The sequence below is a fragment of the Winogradskyella schleiferi genome (assembly GCF_013394655.1).
GTDB lineage: Bacteria > Bacteroidota > Bacteroidia > Flavobacteriales > Flavobacteriaceae > Winogradskyella > Winogradskyella schleiferi.
In genome coordinates, this window is record NZ_CP053351.1 from 2,508,519 (window position 1) to 2,532,278 (window position 23,760).

Annotated in this window: 22 protein-coding genes and 2 pseudogenes; 12 read left to right on the forward strand and 12 right to left on the reverse strand. The window is 34.7% G+C overall.

Annotated elements, in window-relative coordinates:
- The first annotated feature begins 223 nt into the window (after positions 1-223).
- Together HM990_RS10850 and HM990_RS10855 are read left to right on the forward strand one after the other, a co-directional pair.
- The gene (locus HM990_RS10850) at positions 224-2,635 is read left to right on the forward strand and encodes an alpha-ketoacid dehydrogenase subunit alpha/beta (protein ID WP_178988956.1); all 2,412 of its coding nucleotides are present in this window, start codon (positions 224-226) and stop codon (positions 2,633-2,635) included.
- Positions 2,636-2,750: 115 nt separating this feature from the next.
- Positions 2,751-3,227 carry a hypothetical protein gene (locus tag HM990_RS10855; RefSeq protein ID WP_178988957.1) on the forward strand — a complete coding sequence of 159 codons (477 nt, stop codon included), beginning with the start codon at positions 2,751-2,753 and terminating at the stop codon, positions 3,225-3,227.
- A gap of 316 nt (positions 3,228-3,543) precedes the next feature.
- Here HM990_RS10855 and HM990_RS10860 read toward each other — a convergent pair whose 3' ends face one another.
- Entirely contained in the window at positions 3,544-4,701 is a 1,158-nt protein-coding gene (locus HM990_RS10860) for a THUMP domain-containing class I SAM-dependent RNA methyltransferase (protein ID WP_178988958.1), read from the reverse strand.
- Positions 4,702-4,756: 55 nt separating this feature from the next.
- On the opposite strand from HM990_RS10860, the gene HM990_RS10865 reads away from it, so the two are divergent.
- The 3 genes from HM990_RS10865 (at position 4,757) to HM990_RS10875 (ending at position 6,773) form a co-directional block, all read left to right on the forward strand.
- A complete protein-coding gene (locus HM990_RS10865; RefSeq protein ID WP_178988959.1) occupies positions 4,757-5,512 on the forward strand; it encodes a class I SAM-dependent methyltransferase in 756 nt (251 codons plus the stop codon).
- An 8-nt stretch (positions 5,513-5,520) separates the two neighbouring features.
- Complete coding sequence (locus HM990_RS10870; protein WP_178988960.1) at positions 5,521-6,195, forward strand: ZIP family metal transporter; 675 nt, start codon at positions 5,521-5,523, stop codon at positions 6,193-6,195.
- A 149-nt stretch (positions 6,196-6,344) separates the two neighbouring features.
- Positions 6,345-6,773: a DUF4268 domain-containing protein gene (locus HM990_RS10875; RefSeq protein ID WP_178988961.1), complete on the forward strand. Its 429-nt coding sequence runs from the start codon at positions 6,345-6,347 to the stop codon at positions 6,771-6,773.
- A gap of 120 nt (positions 6,774-6,893) precedes the next feature.
- Here the strand turns inward: HM990_RS10875 and HM990_RS10880 are convergent, their stop codons facing one another.
- The 3 genes and pseudogenes from HM990_RS10880 to HM990_RS20000 form a co-directional block, all read right to left on the reverse strand.
- Positions 6,894-7,361, reverse strand: a complete 468-nt coding sequence (locus tag HM990_RS10880) for an RES family NAD+ phosphorylase (protein WP_178988962.1) — start codon at positions 7,359-7,361, stop codon at positions 6,894-6,896.
- Entirely contained in the window at positions 7,361-7,870 is a 510-nt protein-coding gene (locus tag HM990_RS10885) for an antitoxin Xre/MbcA/ParS toxin-binding domain-containing protein (protein WP_178988963.1), read from the reverse strand. The genes HM990_RS10880 and HM990_RS10885 overlap by 1 nt, the downstream gene beginning before the upstream one ends.
- A 225-nt stretch (positions 7,871-8,095) precedes the next feature.
- Positions 8,096-8,571, reverse strand: a pseudogene (locus tag HM990_RS20000) (IS1182 family transposase); the annotation flags it as partial.
- Positions 8,572-9,032: 461 nt separating this feature from the next.
- On the opposite strand from HM990_RS20000, the gene HM990_RS10895 reads away from it, so the two are divergent.
- Complete coding sequence (locus HM990_RS10895) at positions 9,033-9,518, forward strand: hypothetical protein (protein WP_229719250.1); 486 nt, start codon at positions 9,033-9,035, stop codon at positions 9,516-9,518.
- Between the two features lie 72 nt (positions 9,519-9,590).
- On the opposite strand, the pseudogene HM990_RS19975 reads toward HM990_RS10895, so the two are convergent.
- The 5 genes and pseudogenes from HM990_RS19975 to HM990_RS10915 form a co-directional block, all read right to left on the reverse strand.
- Positions 9,591-9,710 (reverse strand): annotated as a pseudogene (locus tag HM990_RS19975) (IS110 family transposase); the annotation flags it as partial.
- A gap of 102 nt (positions 9,711-9,812) precedes the next feature.
- A complete protein-coding gene (locus tag HM990_RS10900) occupies positions 9,813-11,285 on the reverse strand; it encodes a T9SS type A sorting domain-containing protein (RefSeq protein WP_178988965.1) in 1,473 nt (490 codons plus the stop codon).
- Between the two features lie 245 nt (positions 11,286-11,530).
- The gene (locus HM990_RS10905; RefSeq protein ID WP_178988966.1) at positions 11,531-11,959 is read right to left on the reverse strand and encodes a hypothetical protein; all 429 of its coding nucleotides are present in this window, start codon (positions 11,957-11,959) and stop codon (positions 11,531-11,533) included.
- Between the two features lie 60 nt (positions 11,960-12,019).
- Entirely contained in the window at positions 12,020-12,724 is a 705-nt protein-coding gene (locus HM990_RS10910; protein ID WP_178988967.1) for a tetratricopeptide repeat protein, read from the reverse strand.
- Between the two features lie 100 nt (positions 12,725-12,824).
- On the reverse strand, positions 12,825-13,760 hold the full coding sequence (locus tag HM990_RS10915) for a peptidylprolyl isomerase (RefSeq protein ID WP_178988968.1): 936 nt from the start codon (positions 13,758-13,760) through the stop codon (positions 12,825-12,827).
- Between the two features lie 214 nt (positions 13,761-13,974).
- On the opposite strand from HM990_RS10915, the gene HM990_RS10920 reads away from it, so the two are divergent.
- Positions 13,975-14,415: a hypothetical protein gene (locus tag HM990_RS10920; protein WP_178988969.1), complete on the forward strand. Its 441-nt coding sequence runs from the start codon at positions 13,975-13,977 to the stop codon at positions 14,413-14,415.
- 419 nt (positions 14,416-14,834) lie between these two features.
- On the opposite strand, the gene recQ is transcribed toward HM990_RS10920, so the two are convergent.
- A complete protein-coding gene (gene recQ, locus HM990_RS10925) occupies positions 14,835-17,036 on the reverse strand; it encodes a DNA helicase RecQ (protein ID WP_178988970.1) in 2,202 nt (733 codons plus the stop codon).
- Between the two features lie 88 nt (positions 17,037-17,124).
- Here recQ and HM990_RS10930 point away from each other — a divergent pair, with 88 nt between their 5' ends.
- From HM990_RS10930 to lptB, 4 genes are all read left to right on the forward strand, one after another.
- Positions 17,125-18,090, forward strand: coding sequence for a KpsF/GutQ family sugar-phosphate isomerase (locus HM990_RS10930; protein ID WP_178988971.1), 966 nt, complete (start codon positions 17,125-17,127; stop codon positions 18,088-18,090).
- Positions 18,090-18,932, forward strand: coding sequence for a twin-arginine translocase subunit TatC (tatC, locus tag HM990_RS10935; RefSeq protein ID WP_178988972.1), 843 nt, complete (start codon positions 18,090-18,092; stop codon positions 18,930-18,932). The genes HM990_RS10930 and tatC overlap by 1 nt, the downstream gene beginning before the upstream one ends.
- Positions 18,933-18,935: 3 nt before the next feature.
- Positions 18,936-19,292, forward strand: a complete 357-nt coding sequence (locus HM990_RS10940) for a carboxymuconolactone decarboxylase family protein (protein WP_178988973.1) — start codon at positions 18,936-18,938, stop codon at positions 19,290-19,292.
- Between the two features lie 255 nt (positions 19,293-19,547).
- Positions 19,548-20,288, forward strand: a complete 741-nt coding sequence (lptB, locus tag HM990_RS10945; RefSeq protein WP_178988974.1) for an LPS export ABC transporter ATP-binding protein — start codon at positions 19,548-19,550, stop codon at positions 20,286-20,288.
- A gap of 556 nt (positions 20,289-20,844) precedes the next feature.
- Here the strand turns inward: lptB and HM990_RS10950 are convergent.
- Complete coding sequence (locus tag HM990_RS10950) at positions 20,845-21,726, reverse strand: DUF808 domain-containing protein (protein WP_178988975.1); 882 nt, start codon at positions 21,724-21,726, stop codon at positions 20,845-20,847.
- A 38-nt stretch (positions 21,727-21,764) separates the two neighbouring features.
- Positions 21,765-22,523, reverse strand: coding sequence for a CDP-alcohol phosphatidyltransferase family protein (locus tag HM990_RS10955; RefSeq protein WP_178988976.1), 759 nt, complete (start codon positions 22,521-22,523; stop codon positions 21,765-21,767).
- A gap of 157 nt (positions 22,524-22,680) precedes the next feature.
- On the opposite strand from HM990_RS10955, the gene HM990_RS10960 reads away from it, so the two are divergent.
- On the forward strand, positions 22,681-23,751 hold the full coding sequence (locus HM990_RS10960) for a putative type IX sorting system protein PorV2 (protein WP_178988977.1): 1,071 nt from the start codon (positions 22,681-22,683) through the stop codon (positions 23,749-23,751).
- Positions 23,752-23,760: the final 9 nt, after the last annotated feature.

The following is a 23,760-nucleotide window of genomic DNA, read 5'->3' on the forward strand; positions in this document are numbered from 1 at the left end:
ATGAGATTATTAGCAAATTCTTATTGAAAAGTTAAATTTCTGATTTTATTTAAACAATTCTCCGTCTTTAGTTTACTTTTTTGAGAATAATTCAAGATTATAACGTTCTATGCTATTGCATAAAATTTTAATTTTTCGTACTTTCGCAATACCAGATACTTCTTAAAATGATTCTTATTATTATTTTGGAATTTATTTGGACCTACACTTAAACAGTACTTGCATGAAGACCAACCCTAACACCAAAACAGAAATTACATTTGAAGATTTTAAAGCTGAAGTTTTAAATGATTACAAACTGGCAGTAACCAGTAGAGAATGTAGTTTGTTGGGTCGTAGGGAAGTTTTAACAGGAAAGGCAAAGTTTGGTATTTTTGGAGATGGAAAGGAAATCCCACAAATTGCTTGGGCAAAAGCTTTTGAAAATGGCGATTTCAGATCAGGTTATTACAGGGATCAAACTTTTATGATGGCCATTGGCGAATTGACCATCGAACAGTTCTTCGCAGGATTATACGCTAATACAGATATAAAAGACGAACCAATGTCAGCCGGTCGCCAAATGGGAGGCCATTTTGCAACGCATAGTTTAGATGCTGATGGGAATTGGAAAAATCTAACAGAGCAGAAAAACTCAAGTGCAGATATTTCACCTACAGCAGGACAAATGCCTAGACTTTTAGGGTTGGCACAAGCGTCTAAAATATACAGAAAAGTTAAAGGCATTGATACTACAAATTTTTCTAAATCGGGAAATGAAATTGCTTGGGGAACCATTGGTAATGCGAGTACAAGTGAAGGCTTGTTTTTTGAAACCATAAATGCAGCAGGTGTTTTACAAGTGCCAATGATCGTTAGTATTTGGGATGATAATTATGGTATCTCTGTACACGCCAGACACCAAACTACAAAAGAAAATATTTCTGAAATTCTAAAAGGTTTTCAACGCAACGAAGACGATAAAGGATATGAGATTTTCAGAGTCGATGGTTGGAACTATCCAGAATTAATGGATACCTACCAAAGAGCTGCTAAAATCTCTAGAAAAGAGCATGTGCCTGTAATGATTCATGTTCAAGAATTAACGCAGCCGCAAGGGCATTCCACATCTGGATCCCATGAGCGTTACAAGGATCAGGAACGTTTAGCTTGGGAAGCCGAATACGATTGTAATGCGCAAATGCGCAAATGGATTATTGAAAATAATATTGCCACGACCGAAGAATTGATTGTTTTGGAACGTAGCATTAAAAAAGAAGTTAGAGCCGCTAAAAAGGCCGCTTGGACAGCATTCCATAATCCTATTTTATCCGAGCGCACTGAAGCACTAAACTTGTTAGATAAATTAGCAGCTTCTAGCCCGAATGGCGTTTTCATCAAAAAATTTAAAAACGATTTAGAAGCTTTAGATGAGCCATTACGACGCGATATATTGTCTGCCACACGAAGAGCATTGCGGTATGTGGTTTCAGAATCATCTTCTGAGAAATTGGCGCTTCAGAATTGGATAAATAATTACATCACTAAAATTCAGCCTAAATACAGTTCACATTTACATAGCGAATCAGAGCACAATGCTTTGAATCAATCTGAAATTATACCAACCTATGCCGATGATGCCAAAGATGTTGATGGACGCGTTGTTTTACGGGAAAATTTTGATGCTATTTTCAATAGTTATCCAGAAGCTTTAATTTTTGGAGAAGATGCTGGTTATATTGGAGATGTGAATCAAGGTTTGGAAGGGCTTCAGGAAAAATATGGAGCGCTTCGGGTTTCTGATACAGGGATAAGGGAAGCCACCATTATCGGTCAAGGTATTGGGATGGCTATGCGTGGTTTAAGACCTATTGCTGAGATTCAGTACTTAGATTATATTATGTATGCACTTCAAATCATGAGTGATGATTTGGCAACGGTACAATACAGAACTAAAGGTCGCCAAAAAGCGCCATTAATTGTAAGAACCCGTGGTCATCGTTTGGAAGGCATCTGGCATTCTGGATCACAAATGGGAGGCGTATTAAACTTGGTCAGAGGTATCCATGTGTTAGTCCCAAGAAACATGACTAAAGCTGCCGGATTCTACAACACGCTGTTAGATAGTGACGAACCAGCTTTAGTCATTGAATGTTTAAACGGTTACCGACTTAAAGAGAAGTTACCCAACAATATTGGAAAATTTAAAACACCAATTGGAGTGGTCGAAAAAATTAGGGAAGGCGACGATATTACCTTAGTCTCCTATGGCTCTACCTTGCGTTTGGTAGAACAAGCTGCAAAAGAACTTCAAGTCGTTGGTATTGATGCAGAAATTATTGATGTGCAGTCTTTATTACCGTTTGATTTAAACCATGATATTGTAAAAAGTATAGCCAAAACAAACAGAGTTATGGTTATTGACGAAGATGTCAAAGGTGGCGCTTCGGCTTATATTTTAGATCAAATATTGAATGTGCAAAATGCGTTTCAATATTTAGATAGCCAACCAAAAACTTTAGCAGCCAAACCTCACAGGCCAGCTTACGGAACTGATGGCGATTATTTTTCAAAACCTTCTGTAGAGGATATTTTTGAAGCGATTTATGAGGTTATGCATGAATTGAGTCCTCATGATTATCCAAAATTGAGATAAACTACATTTTTTATTAAAAGACAAATTAGAGCAGTTAATTAGTGTATAGTTGACTGCTTTTCCCTTTATCAAAATCTTTATATTTAACCAATTATACAATGCCTATATTTATCATATGAAGATTGAATCCATAGTCACCATAAAAAAAGAATTAAAACATCTTTCGCAAGAAGAACTTCTGGAGCTTTGTCTACGTTTGGGAAAGTTCAAAAAGGAAAATAAAGCGTTATTGACCTATTTGTTATTTGAATCCCATGATGAAGATGGTTACATCGCAAGTGTCAAATTAACTCTAGACGAATTGTTTGAAGGGATTAACTCAGACAGTTATTTTTACATGAAGAAAACGATTCGAAAAATTCTAAGACAGATTCGGATTTATAGTCGATATTCACTTAAGAAAACAACCGAAGTTGAACTCCTGCTCTATTTCTGTGAACGCTTAAACGAATTAAAACCATCAATTCATCGAAACACCACGTTGAGTAATCTTTATGAACGCCAGATTCTTTCCATCAAAAAGAAAATTAGTGTGCTGCACGAGGATTTACAGTATGATTATAATTTGCAATTGGAGGAGTTTGGACGCTAAAAATTTCTCGCAGAGGCGCTAAGCTGTACGCAGAGAAACTTAGGCTTAGAACTATTACATAATGTTAATCGGAGAAGACACAAAGATTCACGAAGAAAAAAAGCTGACACAAATTTCACTAATTCTCACCAATTATTGCGCTGAAATAACTTGATACGGATTTCACAGATTAACACGGATAAAAATAAAATAATAGCCTTGTTAAATTAAAATCTTTAGGATTCACAAATATAAACTCAGACTGTAAACAAAATTACTGCCTAAATATGACAAAGACTGCGAACTAATTTTCCCCTCTGGGGAACTAAAGGGGCTTCTACTGCTTGCTAGCCTTCCGGCTACCCTCATACATTTCGTATTTAACTAATCGCGCTTCAAGCTTAGCGTTGAATACCTTAATTTTTCGTGATGGTCTTAAGCCCACTGATTTTAAAGCTTCCAAATTAGACGTAATTAGCCATGCATTGGTTCCTGGATAACCATGTTTTAAGGTGGTCCCAATATTCCCGTAGAATTCTTCAACATTCAAGTTTTCTAAACGTTCGCCATATGGTGGATTAAAAACCATGTGCAATTTCTCGTTACCTGATTTTTGGGTTTTAAAGAAATCTTCATGTTGAATATATATAAATTCATCCAAATGCGCATTCTTTATATTTTCCTTCGCTTTGGCAATTGCAGAAGGCGACTTATCATAACCAATTATTTTATGATGAAAATCCCTTGTTTTCTTCAATAAGGATTCCTCAATTGTTTCAAATAAATCCACATCCCAATCCTTCCAACGTTCAAAAGCGAATTCCTTTCGCATTAAATTTGGTGGAATATTACAAGCAATCATCGCAGCTTCGGCAAGTATAGTGCCACTACCACACATTGGATCCATAAAATCGGTTTGGCCGTCCCATCCACTCATCATAATTAATCCAGCGGCTAAAACTTCGTTAATTGGAGCAATATTAGTGGCTGTTTTATAACCGCGTCGGTGCAAAGATTCGCCTGAAGTGTCTAAAGAAATGGTACAACGTTGTCTATCAATATGAACATTGATTTTTAAATCTGGAAAACGTAAATCCACATCTGGTCGTGTGCCATCAATATCCCTAAACCGATCGACAATCGCATCCTTGGTTTTTAGTGCTGTGTATTGCGAATGTGTAAACACACTGTTATGAACCGTGGCATCAACCGCTAAAGAACCTGTGGGTTTTAGATAATCTTCCCACTTCATTTGCTTTACATTTTTATAAAGATCCTCTTCCCTAGCAACCCGAAAAGAATGAATGGGTTTTAATATTTTAATAGCCGTTCTTAGACCAAGATTGGCCTTATACATAAAGCCTTTATCGCCAACAAAACTCACGTTTCGGACCCCTTTTTCCACGTCCATGGCACCAAGTTGTGTCAGTTCCTTTGCTAAAATATCTTCGAAGCCAAATAAAGTCTTGGCTAACATCTTATAATTATTGTCCATAAGTTCCGCTTAATAGATTGCAAAAATACAGTATTTTTGCAGGACATTTAATGTTATGACTAAATCTACAAAACAATGGTACGCATCGTGGTTTGACACACCTTACTACCATATTTTATATAAAGACCGGGATTACGATGAAGCCCAAGGGTTTATGGATAATCTTACTAACTATCTCAATCTGCCCGAAGGCGGTAAAATCCTTGATTTAGCATGCGGCAAAGGTAGACATTCGGTGTATCTAAATTCTTTAGGCTACGATGTTACAGGAGTCGATTTATCGGAACAAAGTATTGCACACGCCAAGCAATACGAAAACGAAACCTTGAAGTTTGCTGTGCATGATATGAGCAAACCCTATCCAGATACGTTTGATGCCGTTTTTAACCTGTTTACGAGTTTTGGGTATTTTGATGACGAGAACTGTAATTTAAAAACCATAACATCCATCAAAGCGGAACTAAATGAATTTGGCTTTGGTGTCATCGATTTTATGAATACTAATTACGTGGTTGAACATTTAGTGGCTGAGAATGTGAAAACCGTTGAAGGCATCGATTTTCATCAAAAACGCTATGTAAAAGACGGTTATATTATAAAGGATATAAGTTTTCAAGTGCCTGCTGAGCGAAGTCGAAGTATGGATGTCGAACACTATGAATTTCAAGAACGGGTAAAAGCATTTACTTTAGAAGATTTTGAAACATTGTTTGAAAAAGCAGGCGTTCATTTGTTAGATGTATTTGGCGATTATAAATTACGAAAATTCCATGCCAAAACATCCGAACGCTTAATCATGATTTTTAAGTAAACCTATAAATGAATAGCTATTTACTACCATTACTAGCAGTTATCATTGGCGTTGTCATTGCTTTATTGACCAAGAAACAAAAGTCAATTTACACCAAGTTGTTGTTATCTTTTAGTGGTGCTTTTTTATTGGCACTCACGCTATTCGATTTATTACCAGAAGTCTACCATCATATCGATGCCAAACTAACAGGTTTGTACATTATGTGTGGTATTTTGCTTCAGATTATTTTAGAGTTTTTCTCAAAAGGTGCCGAACATGGCCATGTGCATATTCATAAAAACGATACCCAATTTCCTTGGTTATTATTTATCAGTTTATGTATTCATAGTTTTTTGGAAGGTTTTCCTATTCACCAGCACAACGATATGGTTTATGGTGTGCTGATCCATAAAATCCCAATCGCTATTTTAATCACGGCTTTTTTATTACAGTCTAGCTATAGCAAATTTCAAATGGTAAGTTTCTTGGTGGTATTCGCAGTCATGACTCCTTTGGGTACGTATATTTCCAACCATTCTAGTATAATGACCAATTATGTGGATGTCATCAATGCCATTGTTATTGGTATCTTTTTACATATTTCTACCACTATTCTGTTTGAAACTGGCGAAGGTCATAAGTTTAATTTATCAAAGTTGGTGGCGATTTGTTTGGGTATTTTGATTGCTTATTTTATTTAAAAATTAAACTACCTGTGCTGAGCGTAGTCGAAGTAAGGCATTCTGTTTAATAATAACTTGAAAGTTAAAATTCTGAGGAATGCTTAGTAATTCGTAATGACTTAAACAATCCATTTTATCACTAAATTTGAAACCAAAACCAAAACACATTGTTTTCAAAAGAAGAATCTAGACAACTCAGACAAGAATTTTGGACCAGCTTCGGAAAGTCATTTCCACGTAAATGGCTTTTATATGATACCAAAATCAAAGGCGTAGCTTTCAAGTTTCATTTCGATACCAAGCAAGCCTTAATCGCTTTAGACCTTGAAGACGATTTGGAAAACCGCATCAACTGCTGGGAAAAGTTAGTGGCCTTAAAGGGCCTATTAAAAAGCGAATTCTTACCAGAAGCCATTTACGAAGAAGAATATTACTTAGAAAACGGTAAAGAAATCTCACGCATCTACTTGGTGTTAGACGAAAACGTATCTATACATAACAAAAATACCTGGCGCGAAGTGATGGAATTCTTTAATAAGAATATGAGCCTATTTGAAGCTTTTTTTGATGACTATCGGGATGTGATAAAGGGTTGATTTTGCAAGACTATAGGATACATAAAGTGTTGATATCCCGAAATTAGTATGTTTAAATAACTATATTTGTTTTGATATAACCAGTTGGCAGTAATTATTCTGACCCAAATACCTAGATTATTATCGTTTATGTTTTTTTAGCCTTTCATCAATTGGTAATTCAATAAACTCGACTACTTCAACTTTTCCGAATTCTTTAAATAAAGGATTAAGAATAATATTTGATTCAAGACCGACAATAGTCGATGGTACTCTTAAAGCAAATTTATTTCGATCTTTTGCTATATCAGTAAAAACATCTGTGGTTTTGGAAGAGTATGGATATTGATTCCATCTTTCGGGAAGTTCTTTTAATTCTTCGATTACAAACTCGTCTGGAAATTGAATTTTTGCAATTAATATTTTTTTAGGTAAGTATGCAATATTTTCAGAATGCACATAATACTCTAATAACGCTAATGAAATATTTTCTGAACAATAAACAGCTCTCGTACCAACTGAATTCCATCTTCCACCAACTTTTTCAGCACCAATTCCTGATAATGTTAAGTCTTTATATTTTACATTAGCAACTCTGTAAACAATCATTAACTATAAACATTATATTGAATTCTAATGATTTCGTTTTCTACCATTTCAAAACCAATACTACTATCAAGTAACTCAAATGGAATTTTATTCCCAAGAGTTTTTGATGGAGTCATTAGCCATTTCTTGAAATCTTCTTTGGAATCAAAAACCTCATAACCTAATCCAAATAATCTAGCTAGCTCATAAATACGCTCTGATGTCTCTTTTCCATAAATAGCTTTCTTTTGCATACTACTTATAGATGCAGGAAGAATATGTTCAAACTCTTTTTCAGTGGAATCAGTGTATTGAATCAATTGTTTCCAATCTGACTTTTTCACACCTTCTCTAATACGATCTATTAATTCCATTTTGAACCCAGGCGCATCCTTAGAATGAACGACAACCCAAGATGGTGAAAACTTGCTATGTCTTGAACTTACCGGATTTTTTCCTTTTTTAGCAACCCTAACTTTAACTGAACCCTGTTTTTTATTCGAATTCTCTGTCTTTCTCTTGACTTCCATTATAGTATTTTTACGCCCAACCTATAGTAAATATACAATATTATATAGAACTATTTCAGACTTTTATTAAAATTTGTAGAGAATTTACTAAAAAAAATAAAAACTACTGCCAACAACGGTAACCGCTGCACAACCCATTAATAATTAAATTAATGAGTTTAATAGGTTTAAATTAAAAGATATCCACTTTCGTAGTACTCTTATTTCCATAAACATAAGATCAAGTGCTTTTGCATTGGTTTTTGCCAGTTTTTGAACAAACTTTAAGTACTTCTTTATAGGCCATTGCCGATAAATGCATCACCTTGTTTGCCTGAGCTATACCCAAGGTGTTAATTTTCCTCAAGCCCATGAATTGCGTGAATGTTCCAAAAACAGGCTCTACCGTGCTTTCGCGTTTGCCTTTCATAGAACCTCCCCTCGTACTGTTGACACTCTCTGGACAGACATAATAATCCTATTACCCATTGTGAACATCCACCTGGTCCACCTTTGTAAGTACCATGTGGCGGAATAAAACTCAATAAATTTATCTACTCTAGAAAAGCGTAGTTCTCTCCGCTGCTATAACCTGTGTCGGCTACACAGTTGCCCCAAAGCAATCCTAACAGGTGTAACCTTGATCTTAATCGTCCAACGATATCCAGAAGACATTGATTGTCTTTTTTGTCGGCGTGATAAGCTCTAATATTTGTAATGACACAACTTAACCTTGGCGGTATCAATCTGGTGATTAACTTTATCAACAGAGATTTGCAACAGGCACAACGTGTGTATTTTATTGCTAGTTCTAGCCTACTTACGAATCCCGATAGCTTTCGGGACGCGGACTTTCTATCTGTGATTTATTTGCTAACTTTAGTGCTTAAACACGCAACGAAATCATATACAACATCGTTAGCCTTCATCATCACCAACTATTTAAAAACATATATCCATGAAAAAAATAATTATATTTCTCATCTGTATATCTTTTTCTTTTGTACTTCATGCCAAAGGAATTATTGGTGCATGGGAAACCTCTTTCACTTAAAAAAATGGAGACCTAATAAAAAGTGTAGTCATATTTGCAGACGGCTATCAAGTATCAACCACATATAATGGTACTACTGGCAAATTCATTCGCACCATTGGTGGCACATGGAAATTAGAAGGTAATACAATGACTAAAAAAATGGAGTTTGATACAAGCACTCCGGAACTCGTAGGAACACAAGTAAGCTTTAAAGTACGCATTTCAGACAATGAAATTGAATTCGTTGACATTCGTCTGAAATTGAAAAGATTAGATAACGGCTTGCCAGGCAAGTTGCAAGGTGCTTGGTTAATGTCTGGTAGAATTAAGGATGGTGAAACTCAATTGAGGGATACAAGCAGACCACGTAAGACAATGAAAATTTTATCAGGAACTCGATTCCAATGGATAGCGTACAATACAGAAACTAAAAAGTTTATGGGAACTGGTGGTGGAACATATATTACCAAAAATGGAGAATATATTGAGAACATTGAGTTCTTTTCTAAAGACGATTCCAAAATAGGACTCAAGTTGAAATTTAGTTATGAATTGATTAATGATAAATGGCATCATTCGGGATTATCAAGTAAAGGAGATCCAATTCATGAAATTTGGAGTATTAGAGAATAATATGCTTTACGGAAATAACAACGGCTAACAAAGTACTGTAGTAAAAACAAGTAAAATCCCTTTAATTTTTCACTAGAGTACTCTTATCTTATATTCTCCATCATATATTAATCCTGATTTAGCTATTGCAAAGACCTGTTTTAGCAGCTTATTGCACACTGCAATCAACGCCAGTTTTTTACGCTTACCCTTTATAAATCTCTGCAAGCGTACAACAGATTTAATTACGAACGTGACTAAATAAAAAAGCTCCATCCAAAAGATGAAGCTTTTCAATATCAATCCATTAAAAAACTATTTAACTATTAGCTTTTTAACGGCTCTAGCAGTTTCACCTTTAAATTCCAACATATAAATACCAGAATTCAAATCAAGGTTTAAAGTATTGGCACCTAATTGTAGCGTTTTTTCTGTTATCAATTTCCCATCGATGCTATAAACATTCAAGTGTTCAAAAGCCGTATTATTATCAAAATTCAGTTGACCATCTGTAGGGTTCGGATAAATACTAAGCCCATTAAAAGCCAAATCATCAATACCTAAAAATGCACAATCAACAGGGTCAAACGTAACTAATCCCAATGAATTATCATCGTTTTGATGTGAAATTACAGCTTCTGCATCTGCAAGTGTATTAGGAACATTGTCTTCATCCCAACAATTGTGCAATGCCGTCAATGGATTGTCTGTATTGTTGAAAAGCGCATAGAGTGCGCCACCATTACCATTATCGGAAAACACATTCTGCCCAACATTATCAACGTTGTCACCTAAGTTTATCATGGATTCGCCTTGAAGTGTAATGCCCCATAAATTTCTTCGAATCTCATTACCACTTGCAATAATGTTATTACCTTCCACAGATGCTACCAATGAAATACCACTTCCGCCTTGGAAAGGAACGCCTTGCGTATTATTGTCTTCAATAACATTATTTCTAATAAATGCAGATACATTGTTACTCTGAATAACCATACCATAACGATTGTCAGTTATGATATTATCATCGATTATAGCGTTCACACCTGCAGAACCTAAAAGGTCAGAAACAGAAAGGCCGCCTACCAATGTTAAATTACGATCACCTTTTATGGTGTTCTGAATAATTTGTGTCGGCTGATCAGTAAGTGAAGGTCCTAAATTAATTTGTGGTCGGTTAGAATTCGCTTGATTATTACCTTCAAAATAATTGTTAAAAATATAAGGAGAAACTTGATTTGTAGCTCCAGATCCAATGCCTGTAGTTTCATTAAAGGTAATAGTATTATTGGTAATTTGAGGCATTCCTCTAGAAAGTCCAATAACACCTCCTGTAGAAACACCAGAAACATTGTTGGTAAGTAAACAATTATTAATAGTGAAGGTTTCAGTTAATACACGAAGACCTCCTCCATATTGAATAGTTGCGTTTTGAATATTAATATCTGAAAATTCCTCAAAACGAAAACCGTCATAAGGTGCATTGGTGTCAACAGCCGTAAACATTACGCTGTTAGCGTCGACGTTAAAGGTTCCAAAAATGGTTATTCTTATATCTGCTCCAATTTCTAAAGTCACATCAGAATTGATGAGAAACGTATCGGTCGCAGAAATTGTAAGGTCTTCCACTAAAGTATAGGTGGTTCCTGATACTGAAATAGTAGCAGGACTCGCCGCAACTAGATCATCCAAGCTGTAGGTCATACCTGTATCTGGTGTGGTATATTGTGCAGAAAGCATACTGACAAAGCCAAAAACAGTAAATAAATTGAGTAATAGTTGTTTCATAAGGTTGTGTTTTTTGAATTTTGATAAAATTATAAAATATTGCCTGTTATGGCTATTAAAAAAGGAACTTTAATAGAATATTTTAAATTTCAAGACAACTTTAGAGTTTGAAAAAATTATTTCCTAAATATAGAATTGGATAGATTTGTAAAAGCTTGATAGAATAAAATTAATGGTAATCTAAATTTATCGCAGACTTAAGGTATAGATTATTTATGACTAGGAATAAGATAATTATTTATAGATTAATCCTTGACATCAACAAGCTTCATATTTTTAGCCCATTGTACAGCCGATTCAATTGTAGTAAAACGTTTTATTTTCTTTTTAAAAAAAATGTTTTCAATTGCAGAATTTACCGAACTAACATTATTGTATGAAACAATACCATAACCTTTTAAGTCAAGGCTATGCTTATAAAATTTAAGCCAATCCATTGGTACTACCGAATATGAATTAATTCTATGGGATATATAAACCAAGTCGGTACCATCGGTTTTCGTGAAATCAATGACATCTTTAACGGTAAGTTTTCCATGATCTTCCCAAGAATAGCTCTCACCTTCCTTGACTTCTGAAATAACAAAACCGTCAAAAATAAAAACATCGCCAAACTTATAATTCAGTTCTTTGAGAACTTCCGAATATAAATTGCTATGTTTTATACTTAACATATGGTTAAGTTAGGAAATTTCTTTATAATAAAAAAATAGACTCATAAGGCTTAGCTGCATTTATTCATTGCTATCAGCTATATAAGCATTTACAAACTCCTTGGCTCGTCTATTCTGAGAATTAATTTCTAGCGTCTTTTTATAATTGGTATAGGCTTGTAAACTATCGCCATGTAATAAATAAGCTTCTCCTAAACTATCATAGACATTAGCGCTTTCAGGATGCAATGCTGCATTTATTTTTAATATCTCAATTGCTTTTGCATATTCATGTTTTCTTATGTGTTGGTAACCCATGCTATTAAATTCCCGTTCGTTTATAAAGATGCTTGTAGAATCTTGTTTTTTAATTTCTAAATAACCAGCTAGTGCTTTGTCATAATTACCTTCTTTTAGATGAGCACTTGGCGTTTTATAACCTTCTGGTACTTTTAGATAGTCGTAGGTAATTTGGTTTTCATTTTCTTCTGAAATTGCAGACAAGTAGCGTTCTTTCGTTTCCGGATGTTGTACAAAACGGAATTTCTTATACATATCTGCCACAAAAAATTCGTTCGTGTCTAAAGCTACAGGTTTAATTTTCCCTCCTCGCCAATTTAGAAAAAGTGTGTTGTTTTCATAGTAAACCTCAATTAAATCATCGTAATGATAAAGGTAACTTCCTGAAGTTTCATTTTTAAATGCTTCTGAATAGTCGATATTATTTGAACAATTAAACACTATGAATAAAAGTGATAGTAATAAAAAAAGTGTTTTTAGTTTCATATTGAGAAAAGTTTGGTTGCGTTTAATTTTGAACATAAAAAAAGTCCCACTATATGTGAGACGATTCTTTTTCTATTTTGTTACTTAAAAATGATAAACCTTAGGCTTTTACATCCATTAATTCCACATCGAATACCAAAACTGCGTTTGGTGGAATGACGCCTCCAGCTCCAGCAGCACCATATGCTAAATCACTAGGAATTACCAAACGTGCTTTATCGCCAACGTTCAATAAACAAATACCTTCATCCCAACCTGGAATTACTTGACCTACGCCTACTTGAAAATCTAATGGCGAATTTCTTTTGTATGAGGAGTCGAAAACCGTGCCATCTGCCAGTTGACCTTTGTAGTGAACAGATACCGTATTTCCTTTTTCAGCTTTTTTACCCTCTCCTTTCTGAATGATTTTGTATCGTAAACCAGATTCAGTTTCGTCAAATCCTTGAGCCAATTTATCCAATTCTGCACTTGCTGCTTCGCGTTCTGCTGCGATACGCTTTTCACGAGAACCTTCAAAAGTTCTAAACGCTTCAATAGCATTAAACTTTTCTGCCTTGTCGCCTTGTCTTATGATTTCTAAGCTTTCAATCTTATCGCCTTGCGAAATAGCATCTACAACATCTTGTCCTTCAACAACGTTTCCAAAAACCGTATGCTTTCCATCTAACCAATCCGTAGCAACATGTGTAATGTAGAATTGACTACCATTAGTTCCAGGACCTGAATTAGCCATAGCCAAGACACCAGGACCATCATGTTTTAAATCTGGATGAAACTCATCATCAAATTTATAACCAGGATTTCCTGTTCCTGTACCTTGAGGACAACCACCTTGTATCATAAAATCTGGGATAACTCTGTGGAATTTTAAACCATCATAATAAGGATTTCCTTGTGGTTTAGCCGAATTTTCTAAGTTTCCTTCAGCTAAGGCCACAAAATTACCAACTGTTCCTGGAGCCTTTTCGAACTCCAAATTCACTAATATCTCACCTTTTGTGGTGTTGAATTTTGCGTATAAACCGTCTTGCATTGTGTTTTCTTTTGTTTGAAGGTGCAAAGATAGTCAATGATTTATGATTTACGAATTTAGATTCAAGTTTTGGATGATTGTTAAAAAAATGACGGAAGACGGACTACGAAATATTGAACTGTCAGGATTGTGGATTGAGAACAAAGAATTACGACTTAAATAGCGAAATATTTGAAATTCGAATTAATAAAGTTAGTTTTGAAAAAAAAACGACATGGCATTTTTATCTAAACTCTTCGGCTCTGAAACTAAATCTGATGATACCGTTGAGGCAATTATAACTGACGTCGAGAACAGACCTTTCGGAGTCTCAGAAAACAATGTGCTTTTTGCAGGTTTGAATGAATTGGGTGGTTATTTCTTTTTTCAAACTGTTATTGTCGGGCAACTTAAGGTGAAATGTAAGACTGGCGCTGATCTGATTTTTAAAGGTGATAATTTTGAATTAAAACTAAAATCTGATATGCCAGAATTTGAATCTGAAGGCTCTGATATAAAAGGAAGAAATGTAACTAAGATTGATTTTCAGGTTGAGGAAAGTGAAGTAAAAAAATTGGAGAATGCTACTCTTAGAAGTATTCGGCTGAAAGTTAAAAAACATGAAATTTTGTTTAGCAAGTATGTTGTTGACGACGCTATCGATGAGGAAGAATAGAGTTTTTGGCAAATTGCACTGGTCAAATTTTTGCAACGAATTTCACTAATTTTCACAAATTATCTACGTCATAAATCCTTGACGTAAAGTTATTATGCAGAGATTCACAGCGTTTACACGGAGATTCTCAGAGAAATTGTAATAATTTGAAATTGGACATGAATTACACAAATTTTTTACAAATTAATTCCTTTACGGCTTTGCGTAAAAAATTATACTGAGATTCGCAGAGGTTTCATGTGGTACAAATGATACTTTAAAAACTAAATTTTTAAATGAACAACTAATCTACTGATCCCGATAGCTATCAGGAGAGACTGCGACTTCAAACTTTCCCCTTTGGGGACATCGAAGATTCAATGAATCAAAATAAATAAAATATAAACTACTGAATTAAATGTCCAAAGGATAAAGGGGAACTAGTTAGCTACTTCACTCATAAATTTAATGCGATACAAACGTAATTCTTCATCATCATAATCACCATCAAATTCTTCAATGGCATCGTCTATTTTATCGCTTTCAGATTCCATAAAATACTCATGGATTTCCTCTTGCTGGTCTTCGTCTAAAATCTCATCTATCCAATAGTTGATATTCAACTTGGTACCCGAAAAGACAATAGATTCCATTTCCTTGATAAACGCTTTCATTTCCATGCCTTTTGAAGATGCAATATCACTTAAAGGCAATTTTCTATCGACATTTTGTATAATGTATAATTTTATGGCAGAGTTTGTGCCAGTAGATTTGACAATCATATCATCTGGTCGCATAATGTCGTTATCCTCAACATAATCAGCAATTAAACCCACAAAATCCTTACCGTATTTTTTGGCCTTACTCTCTCCAACGCCATGTACGTTAGACAATTCTTCTATAGTAATAGGATATTTCAGCGCCATATCTTCTAATGAAGGGTCTTGAAAAATTACAAATGGAGGTACCCCTAATTTTTTGGCATTACGTTTCCGTAAATCCTTTAGCATTTTCATCAATTTCTCGTCGGCTACTGCTCCACCACCTTTAGCATTGGTTATAATACCATCGCCTGTATCTTCATCAAACACATGGTCTTCTGCCATCATAAAGGATTTTGGATTTTTAATAAAATCCAATCCACTTTTACTTAATCGTAAAACACCATAAGTTTCAATATCTTTCTTTAATAAACGAGCGACTATAACCTGACGAATCAACGCCATCCAATAGCGTTTATCTTTATCTTTTCCAACTCCAAAAAATTCTTGACTATCAGTTTTATGAGACGAAATAAGGGCATTTGAATTTCCAACAAGGACTTGAACTAAATCCTTGGCCTTATATTTTTCATTGGTTTTTTGTACGGTATCCAATAAAATCTGCACGTCATCTTTAGCTTCCTTCTGTTTTTTAGGATGCCGTACATTATCATCCATATCGCCACCCTCGCCTATTGCATTATCAAACTCTTCCCCAAAATAATGAAGGATAAATTTTCGTCTGGACATAGACGTCTCAGAAAAAGCAACTACTTCTTGCAATAATGCATGTCCTATCTCTTGTTCAGCAACAGGTTTTCCTGCCATGAATTTTTCAAGCTTCTCAATATCTTTATAGGCATAGTAAGCCAAACAATGTCCTTCGCCTCCATCTCTACCAGCTCTTCCTGTTTCTTGATAATAACTTTCAATACTTTTAGGAATATCATGATGAATTACAAAACGCACATCGGGTTTGTCAATTCCCATTCCGAAAGCTATGGTGGCTACCACAACATCGGTATCTTCCATTAAGAACATATCTTGATGTTTCACTCTGGTTTTAGCATCAAGACCTGCGTGATAAGGCACTGCTTTTATCCCATTGACTTGAAGCACCTGCGATAATTCTTCAACACGTTTACGACTTAGACAATAAATAATTCCAGATTTCCCTTCGTTCTGCTTTACGAAACGAATGATATCCGAATCTACATTTTTCGTTTTTGGTCGTACTTCATAATAAAGATTTGGCCTATTAAATGAGGCTTTAAACGTAACCGCATTTGGCATGCCTAAACTCTTCAAAATATCTTCTTGTACTTTTTCAGTTGCCGTTGCCGTCAGTCCTACGATTGGAATATCATCTCCAATACGTTTTATAATCGTTTTTAAATTTCTGTATTCTGGTCTAAAATCGTGTCCCCATTCACTAATGCAATGGGCTTCATCCACTGCCATAAAAGAAATTTTAACCGTCCTAAGAAAATCAACATATTCTTCCTTGGTTAAAGATTCTGGAGCAACATAAAGCAATTTTGTAATACCATTTGTAATATCATCCTTCACGCGTTTGACTTCCGTTTTATTTAAAGATGAATTTAAAACGTGCGCGACACCTTCATTTTCAGACACAGCTCTAATAGCATCTACCTGATTTTTCATCAGCGCTATCAATGGAGATACCACAATGGCAGTACCCTCTTTTATTAAAGCCGGCAGTTGATAACATAACGATTTTCCGCCACCAGTTGGCATAATAACGAAAGTGTTATTACCAGCTACGACGTTCTTAATTACTTCTTCTTGAAGGCCTTTGAACGCTGAAAACCCAAAGTACTTTTTTAATGCGGAGTGTAAATCAATTTCTGCAATACTCATTAATCCCTATTGGTATTTTATATACATTTGCAACAACTTTAAAGATAACAAATTCTTTAAACTTAGAAAACTCTATAAAAAATAAGTTTTGAACACTAAGGAATCCATCCTAAAAATTGCGAGAGCAACCATAAAATTAGAAAGTAAAGCTATTGATAATTTATCAGATTTACTAACGAACGATTTTGCGGATGCCGTAGAACTCATTTATAAGTCTAAAGGACGCGTTATTATCACAGGAATCGGTAAAAGTGCTATCATCGCCAATAAGATTGTCGCCACTTTAAATTCTACTGGAACTCCAGCAATTTTTATGCATGCTGCGGATGCTATCCATGGCGACCTTGGGCTAATTCTTGAAGATGATGTGGTCATTTGTATTTCTAAAAGTGGAAACACGCCAGAAATTAAAGTTTTGGTGCCGCTTATTAAAAATGCAAATAACAAAATGATTGCCATTACTGGAAATACTGAATCGTACTTAGGACAACAAGCCGATTTTATTTTGAATGCGTACGTGGCACAAGAAGCTTGCCCGAATAATTTAGCACCAACAACAAGTACAACGGCACAGCTGGTTATGGGAGACGCATTAGCGATTTGCTTATTGGATTTACGTGGATTTTCGAGTAAGGATTTTGCAAAATACCATCCAGGAGGTGCACTTGGTAAACGCTTGTATTTACGCGTCAATGATTTATCATCCCAAAACCAGAAGCCACAAGTTGGACTTGAAGCGTCGTTAAAAGAAGTGATTGTAGAAATTACCGAAAAAATGCTTGGTGTTACAGCAGTTGTCGAAAACGATAAAATTGTGGGCATTATTACTGATGGCGATTTAAGACGTATGTTGAGCAAAAGTGATGATATTTCAGGTTTAAGGGCCAAAGATATTATGAGCAATAATCCACGACGGATTGCAGAAGACGCTATGGCAGTAGATGCTAAGGAGCTTATGGAAGAATTTGGAATTTCCCAATTGCTGGTGGAACATGATGGTAAATTTTCAGGTGTAGTTCATCTTCATGATTTAATAAAAGAAGGCATTATATAATGGCGAAAAAACAAATGGATGAGATGTCTTTTTTAGACCATCTCGAAGATTTAAGATGGCATTTAATAAGAGCTGTTGCTAGTGTTATAATTGCAGCGACTTTAGCTTTTATTTTTAAAGACTTTGTGGTTGGGATTATAATGGCCCCAAAACACATGGATTTTCCGACTTATGTTGCACTTTGTAATCTGTCTAAGTTTTTTGGGATGGATATGTCTTTCTGCGCCAATGAGCTACCATTTGTAATTGAAGTCAGATCCGTTGGAGGTCAGTTTTCTGCGCATATCTGGACTTCTATTTATGCAGGCATCGTAGTTGCGTTTCCTTATGTATTATATCAATTGTGGAGTTTTATAAGTCCAGGATTACAAGATAACGAGCGTAAAAGCTCAAGAGGATTTATTCTTATCGCATCATTTCTCTTCTTTTTGGGTGTTGCTTTTGGGTATTATGTAATAACACCTCTATCATTAAACTTTTTAACCAATTACACGTTTGCTGAAGAAGTCTCAAATGCCTTTGATTTAAGTTCCTATAATTCCATTGTTCGCTCATCTTCCTTGGCTGCAGGTTGTGTTTTTGAGTTACCAATTGTCATATACTTCTTAACTAAAGTTGGACTAGTTACCCCTCAAATCTTGAGAAAATACCGAAAATATGCTCTAGTGGTTGTATTATTATTATCTGCCATAATTACACCTCCGGATATTGCCAGTCAGGTTATTGTGGCCATACCAATATTATTATTGTACCAAGTGAGTATATATATTTCTGCCGTGGTGGTTAGAAATCAAGCTAGAAAAACGGCAAAAGCAAATAAAAAATCTAAAGTTAAGTCTTAAATTATGTCTGATATTGTAGAGGAATTCAATGATTATCGTGCTAAAATGAATGATAAAATATTAGCCGATAACAACAAAATTGTTAAACGCATTTTTAATCTTGATACCAATGCGTTTCAAGCTGGTGCTTTAGATAAAAAAACCAAAGAACTTTTAGGGTTGGTGGCTTCAACTGTTTTACGTTGTGATGATTGTGTTAAGTATCATTTGGAAGCCTCCTATAAGGAAGGTTTGACCAAAGAAGAAATCAGCGAGGCCCTTGGTATTGCGACTTTGGTTGGTGGTACTATCGTGATTCCACATCTGAGGCGTGCCCATGAATATTGGGAAGCCATTGAGCAGCACAACCAACAAGGTTAAACTTTTAATAAATGACTGCCAAAGCCAATAGAATCTATATGATTTTATTAATTTTAGCGCTCTTATTCCTTTTTAATGATGAAATAGGAATAAAATAAAATGATGATTTTTTTATTTATTCAAAATAGAAAAATAAAGCATAGCCTTAGTTACGGTTTATTTTTATGTTGAGAAGAAAGGAAACCTATATGCCGACAGGCAAAAAAGGGCGTTTTATTATTGCGATTTCATCATTAAGAAGGATATATAAAAGATATGAAGTTACGAGCAGAACATTTAATGAAGTCCTACAGTGGACGAAAAGTGGTAAAAGATGTTTCACTAGAAGTTAATCAAGGTGAGATTGTTGGGTTATTAGGTCCAAATGGCGCTGGTAAAACCACCTCTTTCTATATGATTGTTGGGATTATTAAACCCAATGGCGGAAATATCTTTTTAGATAACACCAATATTACCAAGTTTCCCATGTACAAACGTGCCCAGAATGGGATTGGATATTTAGCACAGGAAGCTTCGGTATTTAGAAAATTAAGTGTTGAGGATAATATTCTGAGTGTACTTCAGCTGACTAAGTTAAGTAAGAAAGCACAAACCGATAAAATGGAATCGCTGATTGAAGAATTTGGTTTGGGACACATTAGAACCAACCGAGGCGATTTGCTTTCTGGTGGCGAGCGACGCCGAACAGAAATAGCACGTGCTCTGGCAACCGATCCTAACTTTATACTTTTAGATGAACCGTTTGCAGGTGTAGATCCTGTTGCGGTAGAAGATATTCAACGTATTGTTGCTAAATTGACCAAAAAAAATATTGGCATTTTGATAACTGACCATAACGTGCAAGAAACTTTAGCGATTACAGACAGAACCTATTTGATGTTTGAAGGTAAAATTCTTAAAGCTGGTAAACCCGAAGAATTAGCTAGTGATGAAATGGTACGTAAGGTGTATTTAGGTCAGAATTTTGAATTGAGAAAGAAGAAGTTAGAATTCTAAACTTCATTATATAAATTAGCCTTTTCAATTATATTATATGGGTGGATAAGATTCACTGAAACTCGTTGGTACTCAGTTTCCGTTAGAATGCAAAAAGCAAGACTTATATTTAAAACAAGCAGAAACCTAAAACTACAGTTAGTTTTCGCTTCGTATTTTTCTTAACACAATAAGTACAGCATAAACAAATACTGATTGAATAATTACATTTATAATCCAATATATCACAACCATAAATAAATCTTCGGGAACGTAAAAAGGTAAATTACTATTAATTAAACTAATAGGATAACTACATATGTCTAGCAACATTGACGTTATTGAAGATAGTTCATTATTTGCTCGGGACAGCAGAACTTCAGAAAGACCGATAATAAATTGAATTACTATCAGAACAAAGAAAACGATTAAGAATTCTTTAAGTTTAAATTTTTTCATTTTAATACTCGTTTTAGTTTAGTACCATACAATATCTCTATCATATTGGTCGGTTAGGGTTCTGCTATTAACCAACTAAAAAATTTACCAAGTGCTTAAAAATAACAATTATATTTTTTTAATGGTTTATACTTTTACGAAAAAATAACTTTTTAATTAAATTAACGAGAAGTAGGCAAGCAGCTCCAACTGCTAACCCAATGATAAAATCCCTCAATATCGAAGGTATCTGTTCTAAAAAATGATGAAAGAAATCTATATTATGAACAAAAATTCCACCAGCAACCAAGATTAGTGCTATGGTGCCTATAACCGACAAACTTTTAATGATTTTTGGCAAGGCCCAAACTAAAAATTTGCCAATTGAAAATAAAAACCCTGATTCACTATTACTTTTAGCAATCAGTTTTAGCCCAAGATCGTCCATTCTCACAATTAACGCCACAATTCCATATACACCAACAGTCGCAATTAAAGCAACAATTGATACGACGATAATTTGCGTCGTTAAAGGCTCGTTAGCTACAGTTCCTAGCGCAATGATTACAATTTCAACAGACAATATAAAATCGGTTACAATTGCCGATTTTATTTTCGTTTTTTCTAACTCCAGCAGTTCTTCTTCAGTAAAATCCTTGTCTAGATCAACGGTAACTTCTTTTGGATGTGGTACAAAAAACTCATAGATTTTTTCCGCACCTTCGTAAGCCAAATACAATCCACCCAATACCAAAACCACCACAACTGCCCATGGTAAAAATGCACTCATTAAAAAAGCTAGAGGCAGAATTATCAATTTATTCAAGAACGACCCTTTTGTAATTGCCCATAATACGGGAATTTCCCTAGAGGATATAAAACCAGACGCTTTTTCAGCATTTACTGCTAAATCATCACCTAAAATACCAGCGGTTTTCTTAGTTGTTATTTTGGTCATCGCAGAGACATCGTCCATTAAAACCGCAATATCATCTAGTAATGCAAAAAATCCTGAAGCCATTAATTATAATTGTGTTTTTTAATTAATTATATGATAAATTAAGCAATTTTAGACTTTGTTAATAAAGATAAAATTATATACAAAGCTATTATTAAAGGTATCGCAGCAAAATGTAGCACAATTAAAAACACTACACTCAATATTAAAAAAATGTATCTCACTGAATTATCCTTAAATCTGTAATTTTTAAATTTTAGTGCAAACAATTTAATGTTGGAATTCAACAAATAACAACTTAAAAGTGTGATACCAATTAAAAACCATTTGTTGATTATGATAGAATTCATTGCATCGCTATTCTGATATTCTAAAATTAATGGTAACGACAATATCACCAAAGTATTTGCTGGTACTGGTAATCCTTTGAAATAGGTTTGTTGATCTTCATCCAAGTTAAATTTGGCTAAGCGATAAGCCGATGCTAAGGCTATTAACAAACCAAATAAAGGTAACACAGACATTTTGAAGCCTTGCCAATGAAAAATGGAGTTCCAACTATCCGTATAACTGCCATAATCTGGAGCATCGGTCGCCAATGAAATAAGTTTAAACATAATCACTCCTGGCACTACTCCACTCGTCACCAAATCTGCAAGTGAATCTAGCTGAATACCTAGTGGACTTTGCACGTTTAACTTTCGGGCTAATAGACCGTCAAAAAAGTCAAAAAATATGCCTAAAAAAACGAATATTGCAGCTGCAACAAAGTTGCCATAGACTGCAAATATTAGGGCTATACAACCTGAAAATAAATTCAGGAGCGTTACTATATTCGGAATGTGTCGTTTTAAACCCATAAAGTTAATTTTTGTAAAAATATAAAAGTAATTGCGTCTTATATGATTTATTTTTTGAAATTGTATGCACTCAAAACAATAAGAACGCCTTTTAACAGTTAAAGACGTATATGCTATTTAGAAAAATAATGCGCATCTTTGTAAAAAAATATTGCTGTTGAAAAGTTACTATGTAATTCTCTTAACACTTACTACATTTATTGCTTCGGCACAGACCACACGAAAATATTCGAATGAATTTATGAATATTGGTGTCGATGCTGCCGCATTGGGTATGAGTAACGCTGTTGTGTCGCAAACTGATGATGTAAATTCTGGATATTGGAATCCAGCAGGATTGGTGCATCTTGAAGACAACCAATTGGCCTTAATGCACTCCAGTTATTTTGCTAATATCGCCAATTACAACTACATCGCTTATGCCATGCCTTTGGATACTAAAAGCGCATTAGGAATTTCTTTAATTAGATTTGGTGTCGATGATATTTTGGATACCACACAATTAATAGACGATCAAGGGAATATTAATTATGATAGGATAAGTACGTTCTCAACAGCAGATTATGGACTCACATTTTCATATGCCAAAAAATTACCACTAGACGGCTTAAATTTTGGTGTCAATGCTAAAATAATACGTCGGATTATTGGTGATTTTGCCTCATCTTGGGGCTTTGGTTTGGATGCAGGTATTCAATTTGAAAGTAAAAATGATTGGAAATTTGGTTTTATGGCTAGGGACATTACGACGACTTATAATGCATGGTCCATAGACGAAGAGAAATTTGCACAAATTAGTGCTGCGATTGAAGGGGAAAATCAGGAATTACCAGAGACCACAGAAATAACAATTCCAAAGTTACAATTAGGGATGTCCAAAAAATGGATTTTTCATTATGATTATTCTTTATTAGCAGCCTTCAACTTAAACATGCGTTTTGCTGAAAATAACGATATTATCTCAACCTCTTTTGCCAGTATCAATCCTGCATTGGGTTTTGAGTTTGGTTATACAGGCCTAGTATTTTTAAGAGCAGGCGTTGGTAATTTTCAGAATGAAATACAGATTGACGATTCTGAGCAGGTGTCTTTTCAGCCTAACTTTGGTGTTGGCTTTAAATACAAGGGCATACATATAGATTATGCTTTTACCGATATTGGCGACCAGAGCGCGGCTTTGTATTCAAACGTATTTTCTTTAAAAATAGATTTTAGCGTTTTTCGATAATCGTAAATT